Origin of the sequence: Hymenobacter translucens, assembly GCF_020685205.1 — a bacterium.
Taxonomy (GTDB): domain Bacteria; phylum Bacteroidota; class Bacteroidia; order Cytophagales; family Hymenobacteraceae; genus Hymenobacter; species Hymenobacter translucens.
This window is the reverse complement of record NZ_JAJERB010000007.1, coordinates 67342-85496: the sequence shown is the minus strand read 5'-3', so window position 1 is coordinate 85496 and position 18155 is coordinate 67342. Positions and strand designations below refer to the sequence as shown.

General features: G+C 59.9%; 14 protein-coding genes. 5 read left to right on the top strand and 9 right to left on the bottom strand.

Annotated elements, in window-relative coordinates:
- Positions 1-113: 113 nt before the first annotated feature.
- Positions 114-1454, top strand: a complete 1341-nt coding sequence (locus LJY25_RS15620) for an ABC transporter permease (RefSeq protein WP_227609292.1) — start codon at positions 114-116, stop codon at positions 1452-1454.
- A gap of 111 nt (positions 1455-1565) precedes the next feature.
- Positions 1566-2438, top strand: coding sequence for a ChaN family lipoprotein (locus LJY25_RS15615; protein ID WP_227609291.1), 873 nt, complete (start codon positions 1566-1568; stop codon positions 2436-2438).
- A gap of 388 nt (positions 2439-2826) precedes the next feature.
- Here LJY25_RS15615 and LJY25_RS15610 read toward each other — a convergent pair whose 3' ends face one another.
- The 8 genes from LJY25_RS15610 to LJY25_RS15575 form a co-directional block, all read right to left on the bottom strand.
- Complete coding sequence (locus tag LJY25_RS15610; protein WP_227609290.1) at positions 2827-3771, bottom strand: N-acetylornithine carbamoyltransferase; 945 nt, start codon at positions 3769-3771, stop codon at positions 2827-2829.
- A gap of 78 nt (positions 3772-3849) precedes the next feature.
- Positions 3850-4140 (bottom strand): GIY-YIG nuclease family protein, encoded by a 291-nt coding sequence (locus LJY25_RS15605; RefSeq protein WP_227609289.1) that lies wholly within the window; start codon positions 4138-4140, stop codon positions 3850-3852.
- Between the two features lie 167 nt (positions 4141-4307).
- Positions 4308-7538, bottom strand: a complete 3231-nt coding sequence (gene carB, locus LJY25_RS15600) for a carbamoyl-phosphate synthase (glutamine-hydrolyzing) large subunit (RefSeq protein ID WP_227609288.1) — start codon at positions 7536-7538, stop codon at positions 4308-4310.
- Between the two features lie 631 nt (positions 7539-8169).
- On the bottom strand, positions 8170-9249 hold the full coding sequence (gene carA, locus LJY25_RS15595) for a glutamine-hydrolyzing carbamoyl-phosphate synthase small subunit (RefSeq protein ID WP_227609287.1): 1080 nt from the start codon (positions 9247-9249) through the stop codon (positions 8170-8172).
- A 191-nt stretch (positions 9250-9440) separates the two neighbouring features.
- Entirely contained in the window at positions 9441-10604 is a 1164-nt protein-coding gene (locus tag LJY25_RS15590) for an aspartate aminotransferase family protein (protein WP_227609286.1), read from the bottom strand.
- A 146-nt stretch (positions 10605-10750) separates the two neighbouring features.
- Positions 10751-11731 (bottom strand): N-acetyl-gamma-glutamyl-phosphate reductase, encoded by a 981-nt coding sequence (argC, locus tag LJY25_RS15585; protein ID WP_227609285.1) that lies wholly within the window; start codon positions 11729-11731, stop codon positions 10751-10753.
- A complete protein-coding gene (gene argG, locus LJY25_RS15580) occupies positions 11721-12911 on the bottom strand; it encodes an argininosuccinate synthase (protein WP_227609284.1) in 1191 nt (396 codons plus the stop codon). Before argG ends, argC begins: the two co-directional genes overlap by 11 nt.
- Positions 12912-13059: 148 nt before the next feature.
- The gene (locus LJY25_RS15575; protein ID WP_227609283.1) at positions 13060-13632 is read right to left on the bottom strand and encodes a GNAT family N-acetyltransferase; all 573 of its coding nucleotides are present in this window, start codon (positions 13630-13632) and stop codon (positions 13060-13062) included.
- A gap of 598 nt (positions 13633-14230) precedes the next feature.
- Between LJY25_RS15575 and argB the strand changes: the two genes are divergently transcribed.
- From argB to argH, 3 genes are all read left to right on the top strand, one after another.
- Positions 14231-15013 (top strand): acetylglutamate kinase, encoded by a 783-nt coding sequence (argB, locus tag LJY25_RS15570; RefSeq protein ID WP_227609282.1) that lies wholly within the window; start codon positions 14231-14233, stop codon positions 15011-15013.
- Positions 15001-16068, top strand: a complete 1068-nt coding sequence (locus tag LJY25_RS15565) for a M20 family metallo-hydrolase (protein WP_227609281.1) — start codon at positions 15001-15003, stop codon at positions 16066-16068. The genes argB and LJY25_RS15565 overlap by 13 nt, the downstream gene beginning before the upstream one ends.
- Positions 16069-16407: 339 nt before the next feature.
- Complete coding sequence (argH, locus tag LJY25_RS15560) at positions 16408-17715, top strand: argininosuccinate lyase (protein ID WP_227609280.1); 1308 nt, start codon at positions 16408-16410, stop codon at positions 17713-17715.
- A 71-nt stretch (positions 17716-17786) separates the two neighbouring features.
- On the opposite strand, the gene LJY25_RS15555 is transcribed toward argH, so the two are convergent.
- Positions 17787-18137 (bottom strand): HesB/IscA family protein, encoded by a 351-nt coding sequence (locus tag LJY25_RS15555; protein WP_227609279.1) that lies wholly within the window; start codon positions 18135-18137, stop codon positions 17787-17789.
- Between the last annotated feature and the right edge of the window lie 18 nt (positions 18138-18155).

The following is an 18155-nucleotide window of genomic DNA, read 5'->3' as shown; positions in this document are numbered from 1 at the left end:
CGGTCGGGTTACTCCCGTTTTCCACTTCTTCTGGCTCCTAACTTTCGACTCCCAGCTCCTGCGTAGCAACTCCTGACTCCTCCCAACTCCTAGCTCCCAACTCCTCTTTCCCCATGGACAAAATCTGGCTTATCATTCAGCGCGAATACCTGACCCGGGTGCGCAAGAAAAGCTTTATCGTGATGACCCTGCTGACGCCCCTGCTGATGGCAGGACTCGTGGTGGGGCCGGTTCTGCTGGCCAAAACCGGCTCCAAGCAGCGTATTGTCGAAATCGTGGATGCCGGCAACCTGTTTGGCGGCGTGGTACCCACGTCGGAGAAAATCGACTACCAGTTTGTGGGCACTGATGTAGCAGCGGCCAAAGCCAGCTTCCGCAAAAGCAAGCACACGGCTCTGCTCATCATTCCTCCCGGCTTCCGCCTCGACCAGCCCGGGGACGTGCAGCTGGTATCGCGGGAAAACGCCGACCTGGAAACGACCCGTCGGGTCAAAAACGCGGTTGATAACCAGATTGAGGCCAGCCGCCTCCGCCAGTCGGGCATCGACCGCACCACCCTTGACAAGGCCAAGTCGGACCTGGACCTCAGCTCAATCAAGCTCGACGAAGCCGGCGGGGAACAGGCCAGCAACTCGGGCGTGACGACCGGCGTGGCTTTCGGTCTGGCCATGCTGATTTACTTTTTCATCTTCCTCTACGGCGTGCAGATCATGCGCGGGGTGATGGAAGAGAAGTCGAACCGCATCGTGGAAGTTATTATCTCCAGTGTGAAGCCCTTTCAGCTGATGATGGGCAAAGTGCTCGGCATTGCCGCCGTGGGGCTCACCCAGCTCATGCTCTGGATTCTGCTGTCGTGGGGTGCTACCACGGCCGTAGCAGCCGTAACCGGGGCACCCGGCATGGCGGAGCAGCGGATGGAACAGGTTACAGCTTCTTCGGCCCGCACCCCGGAGGAGGCTGCTAAGGAGAAAGCCAAGATGAGCCAGGCCATGGAGGGCGGTGTACTGAAGGCGATGGGCAACCTGAACCTACCGCTGATCCTGGGCTCTTTCCTGTTTTACTTCCTGGGCGGCTACCTGCTCTACGGCGCATTGTTCGGGGCTGTAGGCTCGGCCGTGGACGGCGAAACCGACTCCCAGCAGTTTATGATGCCCATCACCATTCCGCTGATTGCCACCATCATCGTGGCCCAGAGCGTGATTATCCGGGACCCCAACGGCTCGGTGGCCACTTGGATGTCGATGATTCCGCTGACTTCGCCCATTGCCATGATGATGCGCATTCCCTTCGGCGGCGTGCCGGGCTGGCAGCTGGGGCTCTCGATGCTGCTGCTCGTGGGCGGCTTCCTGGCTACTATCTGGATTGCCAGCCGCATCTACCGCGTGGGCATCCTGATGCACGGCAAGAAGGTGACCTATGGGGAGCTGTCGAAGTGGTTTTTCTATAAAGCCTGACCTGCACCCCAGCTCTTCCACTGCCCGAAAGCCCCGACGCCCCTCCGCGCCGGGGCTTTCTGCGTAAGTTGAGGTTGCGTCACCTTCCAAAACTGAGCCTGTCTTCTTTGCATGTCCCGCCTTGCCCTGCTTCCCCTGCTGCTTTTCTTGCTCGCCTTCCGCTCCGACGACAAGCCGGCCTACCGCCTGTTCACGGCCTCCGGGAAAGCCGTCGGCTACGAGCCGATGATCAAAGAGCTAACCCAGGCTGACGTGGTGCTGTTCGGGGAGCAGCACAACGACCCGATGGCCCACTGGCTGGAGCTGCAGGTGCTCCGCGACCTGGCCCGGCGCAAGGCCGGCGAGCTGGTGCTGGGCCTGGAAATGTTTGAGCGCGACGTGCAGCCCCTGGTGCAGCAGTACAACGTGGGCGAGCTCGACGACAAAGCTTTTGCCGAAGGCAGCCGGCCCTGGCCCAACTACGACACCGACTACAAGCCCCTGCTGCAGCTGGCCCGGCAGCAGAAGCTGCGGGTAGTGGGCACCAACGTGCCCCGCCGCTATGCCACCCAGGTCGCCAGGGGCGGCCTGACGGCGCTGGACGCGCTGCCCGCCGAGGAAAAGCAGTGGCTGGTTCCCTTGCCGATCAAGGTCGATTTCACCCTGCCCGGCTACCAGAACATGGCCAGAATGTTCGGCGCCGACGGGGCGCACAGCGCCGCCACCCAGAACATCATCCAGGCCCAGGCCCTCAAAGATGCTACTATGGCCCACTTCATCCGCCAGAGCCGCCAGCCCGGGCAGTTGCTGCTGCACGTCAACGGAAGCTACCACTCCGACAACTTCGACGGCATCGTCTGGTACCTGCGCCAGGCCGAGCCGGGGCTGCGTATCCGCACCATCAGCACCGTCACGCAGGAGCAGCTGAGCAAGCTGGACAAGGAGAATCAGCAGAAAGCCGACTTCGTGCTGGTAGTTCCGGCCGATATGACCAAGACGTACTAAAGTTGGGTGTAGTTGACGTCAGCCTGGTTTAGCTCCCACGGCTACCAAGAAGTTAATCGTTGGGTAGTTGTACAAGTGATTTACAAAATCGCCGACGACTTGTACAAAATCACAGATGATGGTGTACAAGTGATTTATAAAGTTTAAAAAAGTTGTACACGCCTGCAAAGCAGTTCGACAAGCCCAGTGAAGAAGCGTCGTCGGGTCCTGTCACGCGAAAACGGGTGTCGTTCTGACCAGCAAAGCTGAGCGGCCCCTTCGTTTAATGCCTGTCTATTCAAAAAGCCCATTACCTGCGGTGCGGTAATGGGCTTTTTCGGGTAACAGAGAACCGTCCTCGGCTACGTTAACTTTCGGTTTGTATGCGCCGGCTGCTACAAGCACCAGCCTACTTCAGCAGCTCGTGCAGCACCGTCTGCATCGAGAAGACGCGGTTGCCGGCTTCCTGAATTACCAGGGAGTTGGGCGAGTCCAGGATGGCATCGGACACTTCCACGTTGCGGCGCACGGGCAGGCAGTGCAGAAATTTGGCGTCGTTGGTATCCGCCATATGCCCGGGCGTGAGCATCCAGCTCGGGTCGTTGCTCAGGACCTGACCGTAGTCCTGGTAGCTGCTCCAGTTCTTGGCTTGCACAAAGTCGGCGCCTTCGAGGGCATTTTTCTGATCGTACTCGATGCGGGCGCCCTTGGTGAACTTGGGGTCCAGCTCGTAGCCCTCGGGGTGGGTGATGACGAAGTCTATCCAGTCGATTTCCGCGAACCAGTCGCAGAACGAGTTGGGCACGCACTGGGGCAGGGCGCGCACGTGCGGAGCCCAGGTCAGCACAACCTTTACGCGCTCTTTCTGCTTGTGCTCGGCCACCGTAATCAGGTCGGCAAACGACTGCAGGGGGTGGAGCGTGGCGCTTTCCAGGCTGATGACCGGCACCGTGGCGTACTTCAGGATCTTATTGAACACGACCTCTTCGTAGTCCTCAGCCTTGTCCTTGAGCGTGGGAAACGTGCGCACGCCCAGCACGTCGCAGTACTGGCTCATCACCGCAATGGCTTCCTTGATGTGCTCCTGCGTACCGCCGTTCATCACCGCGCCATCAGCCATTTCCAAAGTCCAGGAATCCGCCCCGGCGTTGAGCACCCAGGCCTGGGCGCCGAGGTTGTATGCCGCCTTGATGGAGCTGAGCCGGGTGCGCAGGCTGGGGTTGAAGAAGATCAGCCCGACGGTTTTGTTTTTGCCGATGTGCTGGTAGCCGAAGGGGTTCGCCTTGATTTCCAGGGCTTGCCGTAACAGGGCCTTATAGTCGCCCGCATCGGCGAAGGAGGTGAAGTTTTTCATGTGGGGTGTTAAGTGGCTGCTAGTCCTAAAAGAACGTCATGCTGAGCTTGTCGAAGCATCTCTACCGCTTCGTTGGAGTTAGCCAGCCCAGGTTTCAAAATCAATCGGCTGCCAGTCTGGATTAAATGCCGTGATCAAAGCATCTTTCTTACTACGCGTCCAGCCTTTCAGCTGCTTTTCCCGCGCAATGGCTTGCTTTGCATCCGGGCAGACTTCGAAGTACACCAGTAAATCCGTCTGATACCGGCCGGTGAACTTACCCGCCTCGCCCCGGCCGCTGCTGTGCTTATAGAGACGACGCGTCAGGTCGTTGGTGACGCCGATGTACAGGACAGTTTTGGTGGGATTGGTCAGGATATAGACGTACATCCGACTACGATACGAAGAAAATCAGAACGTCATGCTGAGCGAAACGGAGTGGAGCCGAAGCATCTCTACCGCTTCGTTGTGATTACTAATCCGACGAAGCGGTAGAGATGCTTCGACTTCGCTCAGCATGACGTTCTATTGTGTCTTCCACCAGAACGCCATGCCGTTTACATCGCCTTGTACTCGTTCCAGCTCTTGATTTTCAGGTCCTGCATTTCCAGCGTGCAGAAAGCCTGGATAAAGGCTTTGGCCAGGCGGGCATTGGTGAGCAGGCCAACCCCCTGATCCACGGCCGTGCGGCGGATTTTGTAGTCGTTGTCCAGCTCGCCCTTCGAGAGGTTCTTGGGGATGTTGATGACCAGGTCGATCTTCTTTTCCTTCAGGTAGGTCAGCACGTTGGGCTCCTGCAGCTCGTCGGGCCAGTAGAGCAGGCTCGACGGCACGCCGTTTTCGGCGAAGAAGCGGTGGGTGCCCTGGGTGGCGTAGATCTGATAGCCTTTGCGCACCAGCAGCTCTACGGCCGACAGCAGCGCCACCTTCGACTTGAGCGGTCCGCCGGAAATCAGCACCGTTTTCTGGGGAATCCTGTAGCCCACACTCAGCATCGACTTCAGCAGCGCCTCCTCGGCCGTGTCGCCCAGGCAGCCCACTTCGCCGGTGCTCACCATGTCCACGCGCATCACCGGGTCGGCACCGGGCAGGCGGGTGAAGGAGAACTGCGGGGCCTTCACGCCCACGAAGGGCAGGTCGTAGATCCGCTCACTCTCGTCGCGCTCCACCTTCTTGCCCAGCAGCACCTGGGTAGCCTTCTGAATCAGGTTGCGGCCTGATACTTTCGACACGAACGGAAAGGAGCGGGAGGCGCGGATGTTGCACTCAATCACCCGGATTTCGCCGCCTTTTTCCAGGAACTGGATGTTGAACGGTCCGCTGATTTCGTAGCGCTTGGCAATCTTCTCGGCAATGATTTTCAGCTTCCGGATGGTGCCCACGTACAGCTTCTGGGGCGGGTAGTACATGGTAGCATCACCGGAGTGGACGCCGGCAAACTCCACGTGCTCGGAAATGGCGTAGCTCACGATTTCGCCGTGGTCGGCCACCGCGTCGAGCTCCACTTCCTTGGCATCCTGGATAAACTCCGACACCACCACCGGGTACTCCGCGCTGACCTCTTTGGCGGTCTGCAGGAAGCTGTCCAGCTCAAAGGTGTTCGACACCACGTTCATAGCCGCGCCCGACAGCACGTAGCTGGGCCGGATCAACACCGGGAAGCCCACTTCCTGCACAAACTGGTGCATGGCGTCGAGCGAAGTCAGCTCTTTCCAGCGCGGCTGCGCGATGCCCAGCTCGTCCATGATGGAGGAGAACTTGTGGCGGTTCTCCGCCTGGTCAATCATGGCCGCCGAGGTGCCCAGAATCGGGGCCTGGGCTTCTTCGAGGCGGGTGGCGAGGTTGTTGGGAATCTGTCCGCCGGTGCTCAGAATCACGCCCTGGGGCTGCTCGAAGTCCAGGATGTCCATCACCCGCTCAAAGCTCAGCTCCTCGAAGTAAAGCCGGTCGCTCACATCGTAGTCGGTTGAGACGGTTTCGGGGTTGTAGTTGATGATGATGGTCTTGTAGCCTTCCTGTGAAGCCGTCTGCACGGCCTGCACCCCGCACCAGTCGAACTCCACGGAGCTTCCGATGCGGTACACGCCCGAGCCCAAGACCAGCACCGACTTGTCGGTTTCGGGGTCCAGGTCGTTTTCGGTGCCGTGGTAGGTGCTGTAGAGGTAGTTGGTTTTGGCCGGAAACTCAGCCGCCAGCGTGTCGATCTGCTTGATGACCGGCACCACGCCCAGGGCCTTGCGGCGGGCCCGCACCAGCAGCTCGTCGGCCTTTACGTCGCCCTCGCCGAGCAGCTTCACGGCAATCTGCTGATCCGAGAAGCCGGCTTTTTTCGCGTCGCGCAGCAAGGTGGTTTCCAGCCCGTCAAGGCCGGCGGCGCGGCCCTCGGCGAGCTTGTTGCCCAGCTGAAAGATGGTGTACAGTCGCTGTAGAAACCAGTGGTCGATGCGCGTCAGCTTGTGGACCTGCTCGAGCGTATAGCCAGCCTCGAAGGCCAGGTTGATGGCGAAGATGCGCTCCTCGTTCGGTTCGCTCAGCAGCTTGTCGATGGTGGCCGAGTTTACGTCCTCGGGCTTGTTGGCCACGAAGCCGCGCTTGCCGGTGTCCAGCATCCGCAGGCCTTTCTGAATGGCTTCTTCGAACGACTTGCCGATGGCCATTACCTCGCCCACGCTTTTCATGGCCGAGCCGATCTGCCGGTTCACGCCCTCGAACTTGCCCAAATCCCAGCGCGGCAGCTTCACCACCACGTAGTCCAGCGCCGGCTCGAAAAAGGCCGATGTGGTCTGCGTCACGCTGTTTTTCAGCTCGGCCAGCGAATAGCCCAGGCTCAGCTTGGCCGCCACAAACGCCAGCGGGTAGCCCGTAGCCTTGGAAGCCAGAGCCGAGGAGCGCGACAAGCGGGCATTCACCTCAATCACGCGGTAGTCTTCCGACACCGGGTCCAGGGCGTACTGAATGTTGCACTCGCCCACGATGCCCAGGTGGCGAATGGTTTGGATGCCGATGCTGCGCAGCTTGTGGTACTCGCGGTTACTTAGCGTCTGCGACGGAGCTACTACGATGCTTTCCCCGGTGTGAATGCCGATGGGGTCGAAGTTCTCCATGTTGCAGACCGTGATGCAGTTGTCGTACTGGTCGCGCACCACTTCATACTCCACTTCCTTCCAGCCCTTCAGCGACTCTTCCACCAGAATCTGGTCGGAGGTTGTGAAGGCCTGCTGGGCCAGGGCCCGCAGCTCGTCGGGGTTGTTGGCAAAGCCGCTGCCCAGGCCACCCAGGGCAAACGCCGCCCGCACGATAATCGGGAAGCCGATGGTCTGCCCGGCGGCCATGGCGTCGTCCATCGTGGTCACGGCCACGCTGCGGGCCGAAAGCACGCCGATCTGGTCGAGCTTCTCCTTGAAGATGTCCCGGTCCTCGGTGTCGATGATGCTCTGCACGGGCGTACCCAGCACCTGCACGTTATACTTCTCAAACACGCCGGCGCGGAACAGAGCCACGGCGCAGTTCAGGGCCGTCTGCCCGCCAAAGGCCACCAGAATGCCGTCGGGCTGTTCCTTTTTAATGACCTCCTCCACGAAGTAGGGCGTCACGGGCAGGAAGTACACGTCGTCGGCAATGTTGTCCGACGTCTGCACGGTAGCAATGTTGGGGTTGATGAGAATGGTGCGGATGCCTTCCTCTTTCAGCGCCTTGAGGGCCTGGGAGCCGGAGTAGTCGAACTCGCCGGCCTCGCCGATTTTGAGGGCGCCCGAGCCGAGGACGAGAACTTTGTTGGGTTTGTTCATTCTATGAGTTGAGTAACAGACCAGGAAAAAGGTCGTGTTAAAAGGCTGTCGGGTTACGGGTTATTTAGAACGTCATGCTGAGCGCAATTCAGCACCTTTAGTGCTGTACATAAACTTTGCCTTCTGCATAGTACATGCGCGAACCTGGCGGAATATGCAGTTCGCTAGCTGTGATTTGGACTGCTGGATTGCCGATGGATTCATGATCATCCGCATAGTAGTTGGAATGCTTTTTCCCAATTAGTAGACCATCAGGGGTGACAATCAAGCAGCTGTATTTGTGTGGCGAAACACGTTCGTTTCTGAAGTTGTACACCTTAAACCTGGTGTATTTCCGCTTCCAACCTAAATTGAAAGGAAAGCCAGCAGAACGAACACTGCTAATACTGAGGTGCAATGACTTCCATTCGCGCTGCACTGCCACCGCATTTGAATCAACAGCAATGCTCTTCGTAGACCAAAGAGGCCAGGGCCGTAGCTGCGCAGAAGCAGGGCTCGTTGACCAGATAGTGAACAGAAGGCAGGCAATGGCTGTGGTTCTCAACGTCCAAAGTTCTAAGTAGGATAACCGTGCAGCGAAGCGGTCGAGATGCTTCGCCTTCGCTCAGCATGACGCTCATTTCGGTACGTTCTACTTAGCAGCTTTGTGCTCTGCCACTGCCTTCAGGAAGTCGTCGAACAGGTACTCCGTATCCTCGGGGCCGCCGGCGGCTTCGGGGTGAAACTGGGTGGAAAAGAACGGCTTGGTCTGGTGGCGGATGCCTTCGCAGGTGCCGTCGTTGAGGTTCTCGAACAGCATGGTCCAGTCGGCGGGCAGGGTGGCGGGGTCGACGGCGAAGCCGTGGTTCTGGCTGGTGATGTAGCTGCGCTGGGTGCCGGTAAGCTTCACGGGCTGGTTGTGGCTGCGGTGGCCGTACTTGAGCTTGAACGTGTTGCCCCCGCAGGCCAAACCCATCAGCTGGGAGCCCAGGCAGATGCCGAAGATGGGCTTGTCCTGGCCTAGCGCGGTTTGCAGGTGCCGGATGGTGGGCTCACACATCTTCGGGTCGCCGGGGCCGTTGCTCAGGAACAGGCCGTCGTAGTCGAGGGTGGTGAAGTCGTAGTCCCAGGGCACGCGGATCAGCTCCACGTCGCGCTCCAGAAAGCAGCGGATGATGTTGGTCTTGGTGCCGCAGTCGACGAGCACGATTTTGTGCCGGCCCGTGCCGTAGTGCTGCACCCCGGCAGGGCTTACCTGGGCCACCAGGTTTTCCAGGTTCGGGTCGTGGAGCGGAATGTCCTGCTCGGCCACGATCTTGCCCAGCATAGCGCCTTTCTCGCGCAGCTTCTTGGTGAGCATGCGGGTATCCACGCCGAAGATGCCGGGGATGTTGTACTCCTTAAGCCAGTCGCCGAGGCTTTTGGCCGCGTTCCAGTGGCTGTGCTCTTCGGAGTAGTAGTTCACCACCAGGCCGGCAATGTGAATCTTGTCGGACTCGAAAATCCGGGAAATCGACTCGTACAGCTCCTCGCCGGGCACGCCGTAGTTGCCCACCATCGGGTAGGTGAGCACCAGAATCTGGCCGGCAAACGACGGGTCAGTGAGATTTTCGGGGTAGCCGGTCATGGCCGTGCTGAACACGACTTCGCCGGCCGACGAGGTATACGCCCCGAAGGAAGTACCCTCGATTTCGGTGCCGTCTTCGAGTACGAGTTTTACTGTCTGGTTCATCAGTTGATGGAAGTTCTAGTAGTGGCAGCCTGTAAGAAGTTGACTAATCAGTTCCCCGCCTCAGATGAGGAGGGGTGCCCGAAGGGCGGGGTGGTTGACCGGCGTTGAACGATTTGGCAGTACTGGTTCTAATTCGTTCTGCTGTTTCAACCAGCCCTAACCCCTCCTTATCCAAGGAGGGGAACTAGTATCTAATCCAGCGCCGAAGCCTGCTGAATGACGGTTGTTGACTTTGCCGTCAGCGCATACAGCGCCTGCAGGAACCGGTCAACTTCGGCTTTGGTGATGTTCAGCGGGGGCAGCAGGCGCAGCACCGTCGGGTCGGAGGCGTTGCCGACGAAGATGTGATGCTGGGTCAGCAGCTGGTCGCGCAGGTCCTTGATGGGGAAGTCGTACTTGATGCCTACCATCAGCCCCCGGCCGCGGATTTCTTCGGCCCCGGCCCTGGCTTCCAGCTCCGAGCGGAGGTATTGGCCAATTTCGGTGGCATGCGTCAGCAGGCTTTCCTGCTCAATAACTTCCAGCACGGCCAGGGCCGCGGCGCAGGCGAGGTGGTTGCCGCCAAACGTAGTGCCCAGCAGACCGTACGACGCCTTCAGCTCGGGCGCAATCAGAATGCCGCCGATGGGGAAGCCGTTGCCCATGCCCTTGGCTACCGAAATGACGTCGGGCCGGACGCCGGTGTGCTGGTGAGCAAAGAACTTCCCGCTGCGGCCGTAGCCGCTCTGCACCTCGTCGGCAATCAGCAACGCGCCGTACTGCTTGGTCAGCGCGGCCAGGCCGGTTAGGAACTTGTCGGAGGGCATGATGATGCCGCCCACGCCCTGAATCGGCTCGATGATAACCCCGCACACGTCACCACCCTGCAGGACCTGCTCCACCGCCGCCAGGTCGTACTCCACAAAGGAGATGGCGTGGTCGGCGTTGAAGGGCGCTACGATCTTGGGGTTGTCGGTAGCGGCGACGGCGCCCGAGGTGCGGCCGTGGAAAGCTCCTTTAAACGCAATGACGCGCTTTTTGCCAGTGTGGAACGACGCCAGCTTTAGCGCATTCTCGTTGGCCTCAGCGCCCGAGTTGCACAGAAACAGGGAGTAGTCCGGGTAGCCCGACACCTCGCCCAGCTTTTGCGCCAGCTCCCGCTGAATCGGAATCTGCACTGAGTTGGAGTAGAAGCCGATGTTCTGCAGCTGCCCGGTCAGACGCTGCACGTAGTGCGGGTGGCTGTGGCCGATGGAAATCACGGCGTGGCCCCCGTAGAAGTCCAGATACTCCTGGCCCTTATCATCCCACAGTTTAGCGCCCAGCGCCCGGACAGGGGTGATGTCAACCAGCGGGTAAACGTTGAAAAGCTCCATGGCTTAGTAGAGGTTAGATTTTAGAGCTTAGAACTTAGAAAAAGGCGGTCATTCCGAGCGAAGTCGAGGAATCTCGCGTGCTGACGTTAGAGGTAGTAATTCAACGAAGCGGTAGAGATGCTTCGACTTCGCTCAGCATGACGATACTAAAAGCTTACAGCTTTAAGACCCAACCCTGTGGTTTCCGGCAGGCCGAAGAGCAGGTTCATGTTCTGGATGGCCTGGCCTGACGCGCCTTTTACCAGGTTGTCGATAGCCGAGGTGATGAGCAGCTGCTTGCCGAACTTCTGCACGTGCAGCAAACACTTGTTGGTGTTGACGACCTGCTTGAGGTGGATTTCCGCGTCCGAAACCGTGGTAAACGATGCCTCGGCGTAGAACTTCTTGTACAGCTCCCGGGCTTCTTCCACGCTCAGATCCGAAGGCGTGTACACGCTGGCGAAGATGCCCCGGGTGAAGTTGCCGCGGTAGGGAATGAAGTGAATGTCAACGTCCAGCTTTGACTGTAGCTGGCCCAGGCTTTCCCCGATTTCGCCGAGGTGCTGGTGGGTGAAGGGCTTGTAGATCGACACGTTGTTCGTGCGCCACGAGAAGTGCACCGTTTCCGACAAGCTTTGTCCGGCGCCCGTGGAGCCCGTAATGGCCGACACATGCACATCTTCCGTCAGCTTGCCGGCCTGGGCCAGGGGCAGCAACGCCAGCTGGATGGCGGTGGCGAAGCAGCCGGGGTTGGCAATGCTCTGGGCCTGCTGAATACGGCTTTTGTTGAGCTCCGGCAGCCCGTACACAAACTCCCGGCCCCCGAACTCGGCGTCGGCCTCCAGGCGGAAGTCGTTGCTCAGGTCGATGATATGCGTGGTTTCCGGCAGGGGCGTCTTCTCCAGGAAGGCGCGGGAGTTGCCGTGCCCCAGGCACAGGAACACCACGTCCTCGTCCCCGGCCAGTTCGGCGGCAAAGACCATGTCGGTTTCACCCACCAGGTCGTCGTGCACGCTGCTGATTGCGTTGCCGGCGCTGGACGAGCTGACGATGGCGCCCAGCTCCACAAACTCGTGGTGGAGCAGGATGCGGATCAGCTCCCCGGCCGTGTAGCCGGCCCCGCCGACGATGCCTACCTTAATTTTCATCGGTAAAGGAAGAGTGAATGCGCAGCTGGTTGCTGAAGATCTTGATAAAGCCCTTGGCGTCGCGCCCGTCCCAGGCGTCGTTTTCCTCGCCGTAGGTAGCCACCTTGGAGCGCATCATGTCGTAGCGCGACTCGATGCCCTGCAGCTCAAACTGGTAGGGCTTCAGGGTCACGAACACCGTGCCCGACACGCGCTCCTGCGAGGAGGTCAGCAGGGCTTCGAAGTCGCGCATCACCGGGTCGAGGTACTGGGCCTCGTGCAGCAGCGTGCCGTACCAGTTGGCTACGTAGTCCTTGTGCAGCAGCTGCCACCGGCTCGACGTGTGCTTTTCCAGCAGGTGGTGGGCCTTGAGCAGAATCAGCGGGGCGGGGGCTTCGAAGCCGACGCGGCCCTTGATGCCCAGGATGGTGTCGCCCACGTGGGTGTCGCGGCCGATGGCGTAGGTGCCGGCCAGCTCGTTCAGGGCCTGAATCAGCGCTACCGGGTTCAGCTGCTCGCCGTTCAGCGCTACCGGCTCGCCCTTCTCGAAGGTAATTTGGATGCTGGTCGGCTCGGTAGCACTGAGCTGCGTCGGGTAGGCCGACCCGGGCAGCGCCTGGTGCGAGGTCAGCGTTTCGACACCGCCCACGCTGGTGCCCCAGATGCCCTTGTTGATCGAGTACTTCGCCTTTTCCCAGCTCATCTCGAAACCGTGCTGGTTCAGGAAGTCGATTTCCGCCTGGCGCGAGAGTTTCAGGTCGCGGATGGGGGTGATGATTTCCGTGTTGGGCGCAATCACCGAGAAAGCCACGTCGAAGCGCACCTGGTCGTTGCCGGCCCCGGTGCTGCCGTGGGCGATGAAGTCGGCCTTATGCTCGCGGGCGTACTCGGCCAAAGCCAGGCTCTGGAACATCCGCTCGGCACTCACGCTCAGCGGGTAAGTATCGTTTTTGAGGATGTTGCCGAAAATCAGGTAGCGCAGGCAGTCCTGGTAGAAGCGCTGGGTGACGTCGATAACCTCGTGCTTGGACGAGCCCAGCTCGTAGGCCCGCTTTTCGATGGCGGCCAGCTCTTCCTGCGAAAATCCGCCGGAGTTGACGATGACCGTGTGAACTTCCAGGCCCAGCTCACGGGTGAGATACACCGCGCAGAACGAGGTGTCGAGTCCGCCGCTGTAGGCCAGTACTACCTTCTTTTTCATGGTTTATTGAGTGATTATCAGAACGTCGTTAGACCGTCATTCCGAGCTTGCCGAAGCATCTCGCGTGCTGATGTTGGAGTAGCATTCAGCCGTCAGCACGCGGGGTGCTTCACTTCGTTCTGCATGACGTTCTGGTATTTGCTTGTTGCTAGGATTGCTCCTGGCTCAGGATTTCGATGGTTTGCTGGCTGAACTGGTCGTTGAGCTTGTCGTAGACCATGCCGGTGCACAGGCACATCTTGCGCTGATTTTCCTGCAGGATCGGGTAGTTTTTGCACGAGGCGCAGCCCTTCCAGAAGTCGTCGCTCTGCGTCAGCTCGGGGAAGGTGACGGGTCGGTAGCCCAGCTCGGAGTTGATCTTCATGACCGGCCCGCTGGTGGTGATGCCGAAGATCTTGGCCTGGGGGTACTTGGTGCGCGAGAGCTCAAACACGCGGTGCTTGATGGCGCGGCCCAGGCCTTCCTTGCGGAGCGCGGTGTTCACGATCAGGCCGGAGTTCACCACGAACTTGTTGTCCTCGAACGTTTCGATGTAGCAGAAGCCGGCCAGCTGGTCGTCGAGGAAGGCAATGATGGCGTCGCCCCGCTCCATCTTCTTTTTCAGATAGTTAGGGTCGCGCTTGGCGATGCCGACGCCGCGCGTTCTGGCAGATTCCTCATACCATTGACAAAGGGTTTCCACATACTGCGCATCGGCAGCATTGGCGACTCGTAAAATCATGGTCAAAGCTCGGTTGGTTGCCTTGCAGACGGCAACAGACTCGGAAAGACAGTAAAAGGGGAGCTTGGGGCGTAGCGTGGGGGTAAGGCTACGCGGCAACCGGAGGAAAAGCCGGTATCGAAAGGGAAGCGCCTAAATAGTCAGGACAGGCTTCAGAAGGGCACGGGGCGGGTTGGCGGCTGGCCAGGACGTGGCACTCGGCGGCTTACACTCGGATCAGTCTGTTTTTCGTAGAAAGGTTCTCTTACGGTGGGGCCGTGGGAGGCGCCCGCGCCGGGTTTATCGTTTGGAACGCACCGACGAACTATTGCAGCCAGCTCTTAAGCTGGCATTGTTCGCAGGGCCGTGGTGGGCCGCAGCGAAGGCGCAATAGGGGAGAGAAGTTTCATGACAGCTACTGAGAGCGAAGGGTGTTTCAGCGGTTTAAATGATTTAGACCGCGAATTCGTTGCAAAACTAGCCGTTTTTTTTCGGAAACTTTGCCGCTCCGGAATTAAAAAATTGTTGTGTTCCGACCCGCTGCCCCCGGTGATGGCAGTAGCTTTCCGTAGGCTCCGGCCGTTCACGGACGTATGCGCTGCACCCCAATTCCCTGCTTATGAGCGAAGTCCTGAAGATATTTAAGATTGGCGGCGGCATCATTGATGACGCGCCCCAACTCGGGAAATTCCTGGCCGAGCTGAGTCGCTTGGACGGCCGCAAGGTGCTGGTGCACGGTGGGGGCAAGGGCGCCAGCCAGATGCTCTCGGACCTGGGCATCGAGCCCCGGATGGTGCAGGGCCGACGCATTACCGACGCGGCCACGCTCGACATCGTGACCATGTTCTACGCCGGCAAAACCAACAAGCAGCTGGTGGCTTTGCTCCAGCAGCACGGGGTAAATGCCCTGGGGCTGAGCGGGGCCGACGGCAACACCATCCGGGCCATAAAGCGCCCGGTGAAGGACATCGACTACGGCTTCGTCGGCGACCTGCCCGAGGGCAGCGTCAACACCGGACTGGTGGAGCAGTTGCTGGAAGCCGGCATCACCCCGGTGTTCTGCGCCATCACCCACGACGGGCAGGGGCAGCTGCTCAACACCAACGCTGATACCATTGCCAGCCGCCTGGCCACGGCCCTGGCCGGCCGCTACCAGGTAGAGCTGCACTTCTGCTTTGAAAAAGACGGCGTCCTGGCTGATATCAACGACGACAGCTCGGTGATTCCGCAGATAACGCCCGCGCAGTACGCCCAGCTGAAAGCCAATGGGGTAGTAGCTGCCGGCATGCTGCCCAAGCTGGACAACGCCTTTGCCGCCCTCGACGCGGGCGTAGAAAAGGTTATCATCGAAAATGCGCTGAAAATCAACGAACCCGTGAAAACCGTGCTATGCCGGAGCTAATCGAAAAGCTGACCGACGACGCCATCAAGCTGCTGACCGAGCTGATCCAGACCCCGTCGTTTTCGCGGGAGGAGCAGGACACGGCCGAGCTGATCTTCCGCTTCCTGACCTTTCACGGCGCCCACCCGCAGCGCGACAAAAACAACGTCTGGGCCATCAGCCGCCACTTCCATCCGGCCCGTCCCACCGTGCTGCTCAATTCCCACCACGACACGGTAAAGCCCGGCACGTCGTGGACGCATGACCCGTTCGGGGGCGTGCTGGAAGGGGAGAGGCTCATCGGCCTGGGCAGCAACGACGCGGGCGCTTCGGCCGTGAGCTTGCTGGCCGCGTTTCTGTACTTCGAGCAACACCCGCCGGCCTTTAACCTGATCTGCGCCATCACGGCGGAGGAGGAAGTGTCCGGCATCGACGGAATCCGCCTCCTGCTGCCGCTGCTCCCCAAAATCAGCCTGGGCGTGGTGGGGGAACCCACGCAGATGGATTTGGCCGTAGCCGAGAAAGGACTGGTGGTGCTCGACTGCGTCGCCTACGGCAAAAGCGGCCACGCGGCCCGCGACGAAGGCGAAAACGCCCTGTATAAGGCGCTGGAGGCTATCCAGTGGGTACGCGGGTTTCGGTTTCCGGACGTCTCGCCCCTGCTGGGACCCGTCAAGATGACCGTAACCCAGATCCAGGCCGGCTCCCAGCACAACGTGGTGCCGGACCGCTGCCAGTTTGTGGTGGACGTGCGCACCAACGAGTGCTACTCGAACCCGGAGGTAGTACGCATCGTGCAGGAGCATATAGACGCCGACGTCACGCCCCGGTCTACTCACCTCAACTCGTCCCGCATTGCGTCCGGCCACCCACTGGTGCGGAAAGCCCTGGCGTTGGGCAAGCGCACGTTCGGCTCGGCCACGCTGTCGGACCAGAGCATGATGCCCTTCGATACGGTGAAAATCGGCCCCGGCGACTCGGCCCGGTCCCATACTCCCGACGAGTACATTCTGCTCAGCGAAATCCGGTCGGGCATCCAGGAGTACATCGAGCTGCTGGCGGGCCTTGAATTATAGCGCGGGCTCTGTAGTCCGCGCCTGGATAAACCGGGCCCGGACTACAGAGCCCGCGCTACTGTCCTACGCCTGCTCCAGCGCGGCAATGTCCAGCTTGGTTATCTTCAGCATGGCCTGCATAGCCCGGCTGGCCTGGGGCTGGTCGTTGAATGGGAGGAAGGTGGTGATTTCCGGCATGAGCTGCGCGACGGATCAGGTACTACTCAATATACCCCGGGACTTCTCCGGCCCGGGCGTGCAAAACCGTCAAATAGCGGACGTATTGCGGCAAAGCAGTGGCGGCCCTGTACCTTCAACTATTGATTTATCCGACCCTGGGTCGGCATCAGCCAACAACGCATGAAAATCTGGGATAAAGGCATTGCCGTCGATAAGAAGATTGAACAGTTCACCGTGGGCCGCGACCGGGAACTGGATGTGTACCTGGCGCGGTTCGACGTCCGCTCGTCCATGGCCCAGGCCGTGATGCTGGCTAAGGTCGGGCTGATTTCCAGTGCCGAGAATGAGCAGCTCCAGCAGGGCCTGAGCGAGCTGGAAGCCCAGATCGAAGCCGGCACCTTTACCATCGACGACTCCTTTGAGGACGTGCACTCCAAGCTGGAGTTTTACCTGACCGATAAGTTTGGCGACGCGGGCAAGAAAATTCACACTGCCCGCTCCCGCAACGACCAGGTGCTGACCGCTATTCAACTGTTCCTGAAAGACTACACCGAGCGGGCCGCCGCCAAAGTGCTGGCGCTGGTGGAAGTGATGCTGGACAAGGCCGCCGCGCACCAAACCGACCTGATGCCGGGCTACACCCACTTTCAGGCCGCCATGCCCAGCTCGTTCGGGCTGTGGTTTTCGGCCTATGCCGAGCACCTGCTGCTCGACATTGCCTTGTTCGAAGCCGCCCACGCCGTGGCCGACCAGAACCCGCTGGGCTCGGGCGCGGGCTTCGGCTCCTCGTTTCCCATTGACCGGCAGCTGACGACCCGGGAAATGGGCTTCGGTAACCTGGCCGTGAGCAGCGTGGGCGCTCAGATGCTGCGGGGCAAAACCGAGAAGACGGTGGCCTTTGCCCTGGCCGGCATCTGCGGCACGCTTTCCAAGCTGGCCTACGACCTGGTGCTGTACAACTCCCAGGACCTGGCGTTTGTCGAGCTGCCCAAGGAGTTCACCACCGGCTCCAGCATCATGCCGCACAAGAAGAACCCTGACGTGTTTGAGCTGGTCCGGGCCCGGTGCAACGTGCTTCAGGGTCTGCCGACGACCATCATGCTCGCCACCAATAACCTGCCCAGCGGCTACCACCGCGACTTTCAGCTGCTTAAAGAAGTGATGTTTGAGCCCATGGCCCAGCTGCTCGACATCCTCGACATCCTGCTGTTTGCTTTGCCCCAGCTGAAAATAAAGCCCGACCTGCTCAACCACGCCAAGTACGACGGCATTTTCTCGGTTGAGAACATCAACCAGCTGATTCAGGCCGGGGTGCCGTTCCGGGAAGCGTACAAGCAGGTAGGCCAGGCGGTGGAAAACGGCACCTACGTGCCCCACAAAGACTTCCAGACCACCCACCTGGGCAGCATTCACAACCTCGGCCTGGGCGAAATAAAAGCCAAGGTGGAAAAGGTAAAGCAAAGCAGCCGCGTGCTGGCAGCCGAATAGACAGCCGGCCCGCAAACAAAAAAGCCCCGACCAGGCATGGTCGGGGCTTTTTTGTGATGTAAACGAGCTGCTTACGCCGAGAACGAGGAGCCGCAGCCGCAGGTGCTCTTGGCCTGGGGGTTGTTGAAGACGAAGCCGCGGGCGTTGAGGCCGTCCTGGAAGTCGACTTCCATGCCCAGCACGTACATGGCGTGCTTTTTATCCATCACCAGCGTGACGCCGTCGAGCTCGAAGGTCTCGTCGTTGTCCTTGGGCTTGTCGAAGCCGAGCAGGTAGCTCATGCCCGAGCAGCCACCGCCCTGCACGCCAATGCGCAGGCCGTACTCGGTGGGGACCTTTTTCTCGACAAGAATATTTTTAACCTCAGCCAGGGCCCGGGGGGTGAGGCTGATCGGAGCGGTTTTAGTGGGTGCCGTTACCATGTGTAGCTACGTTAAAAG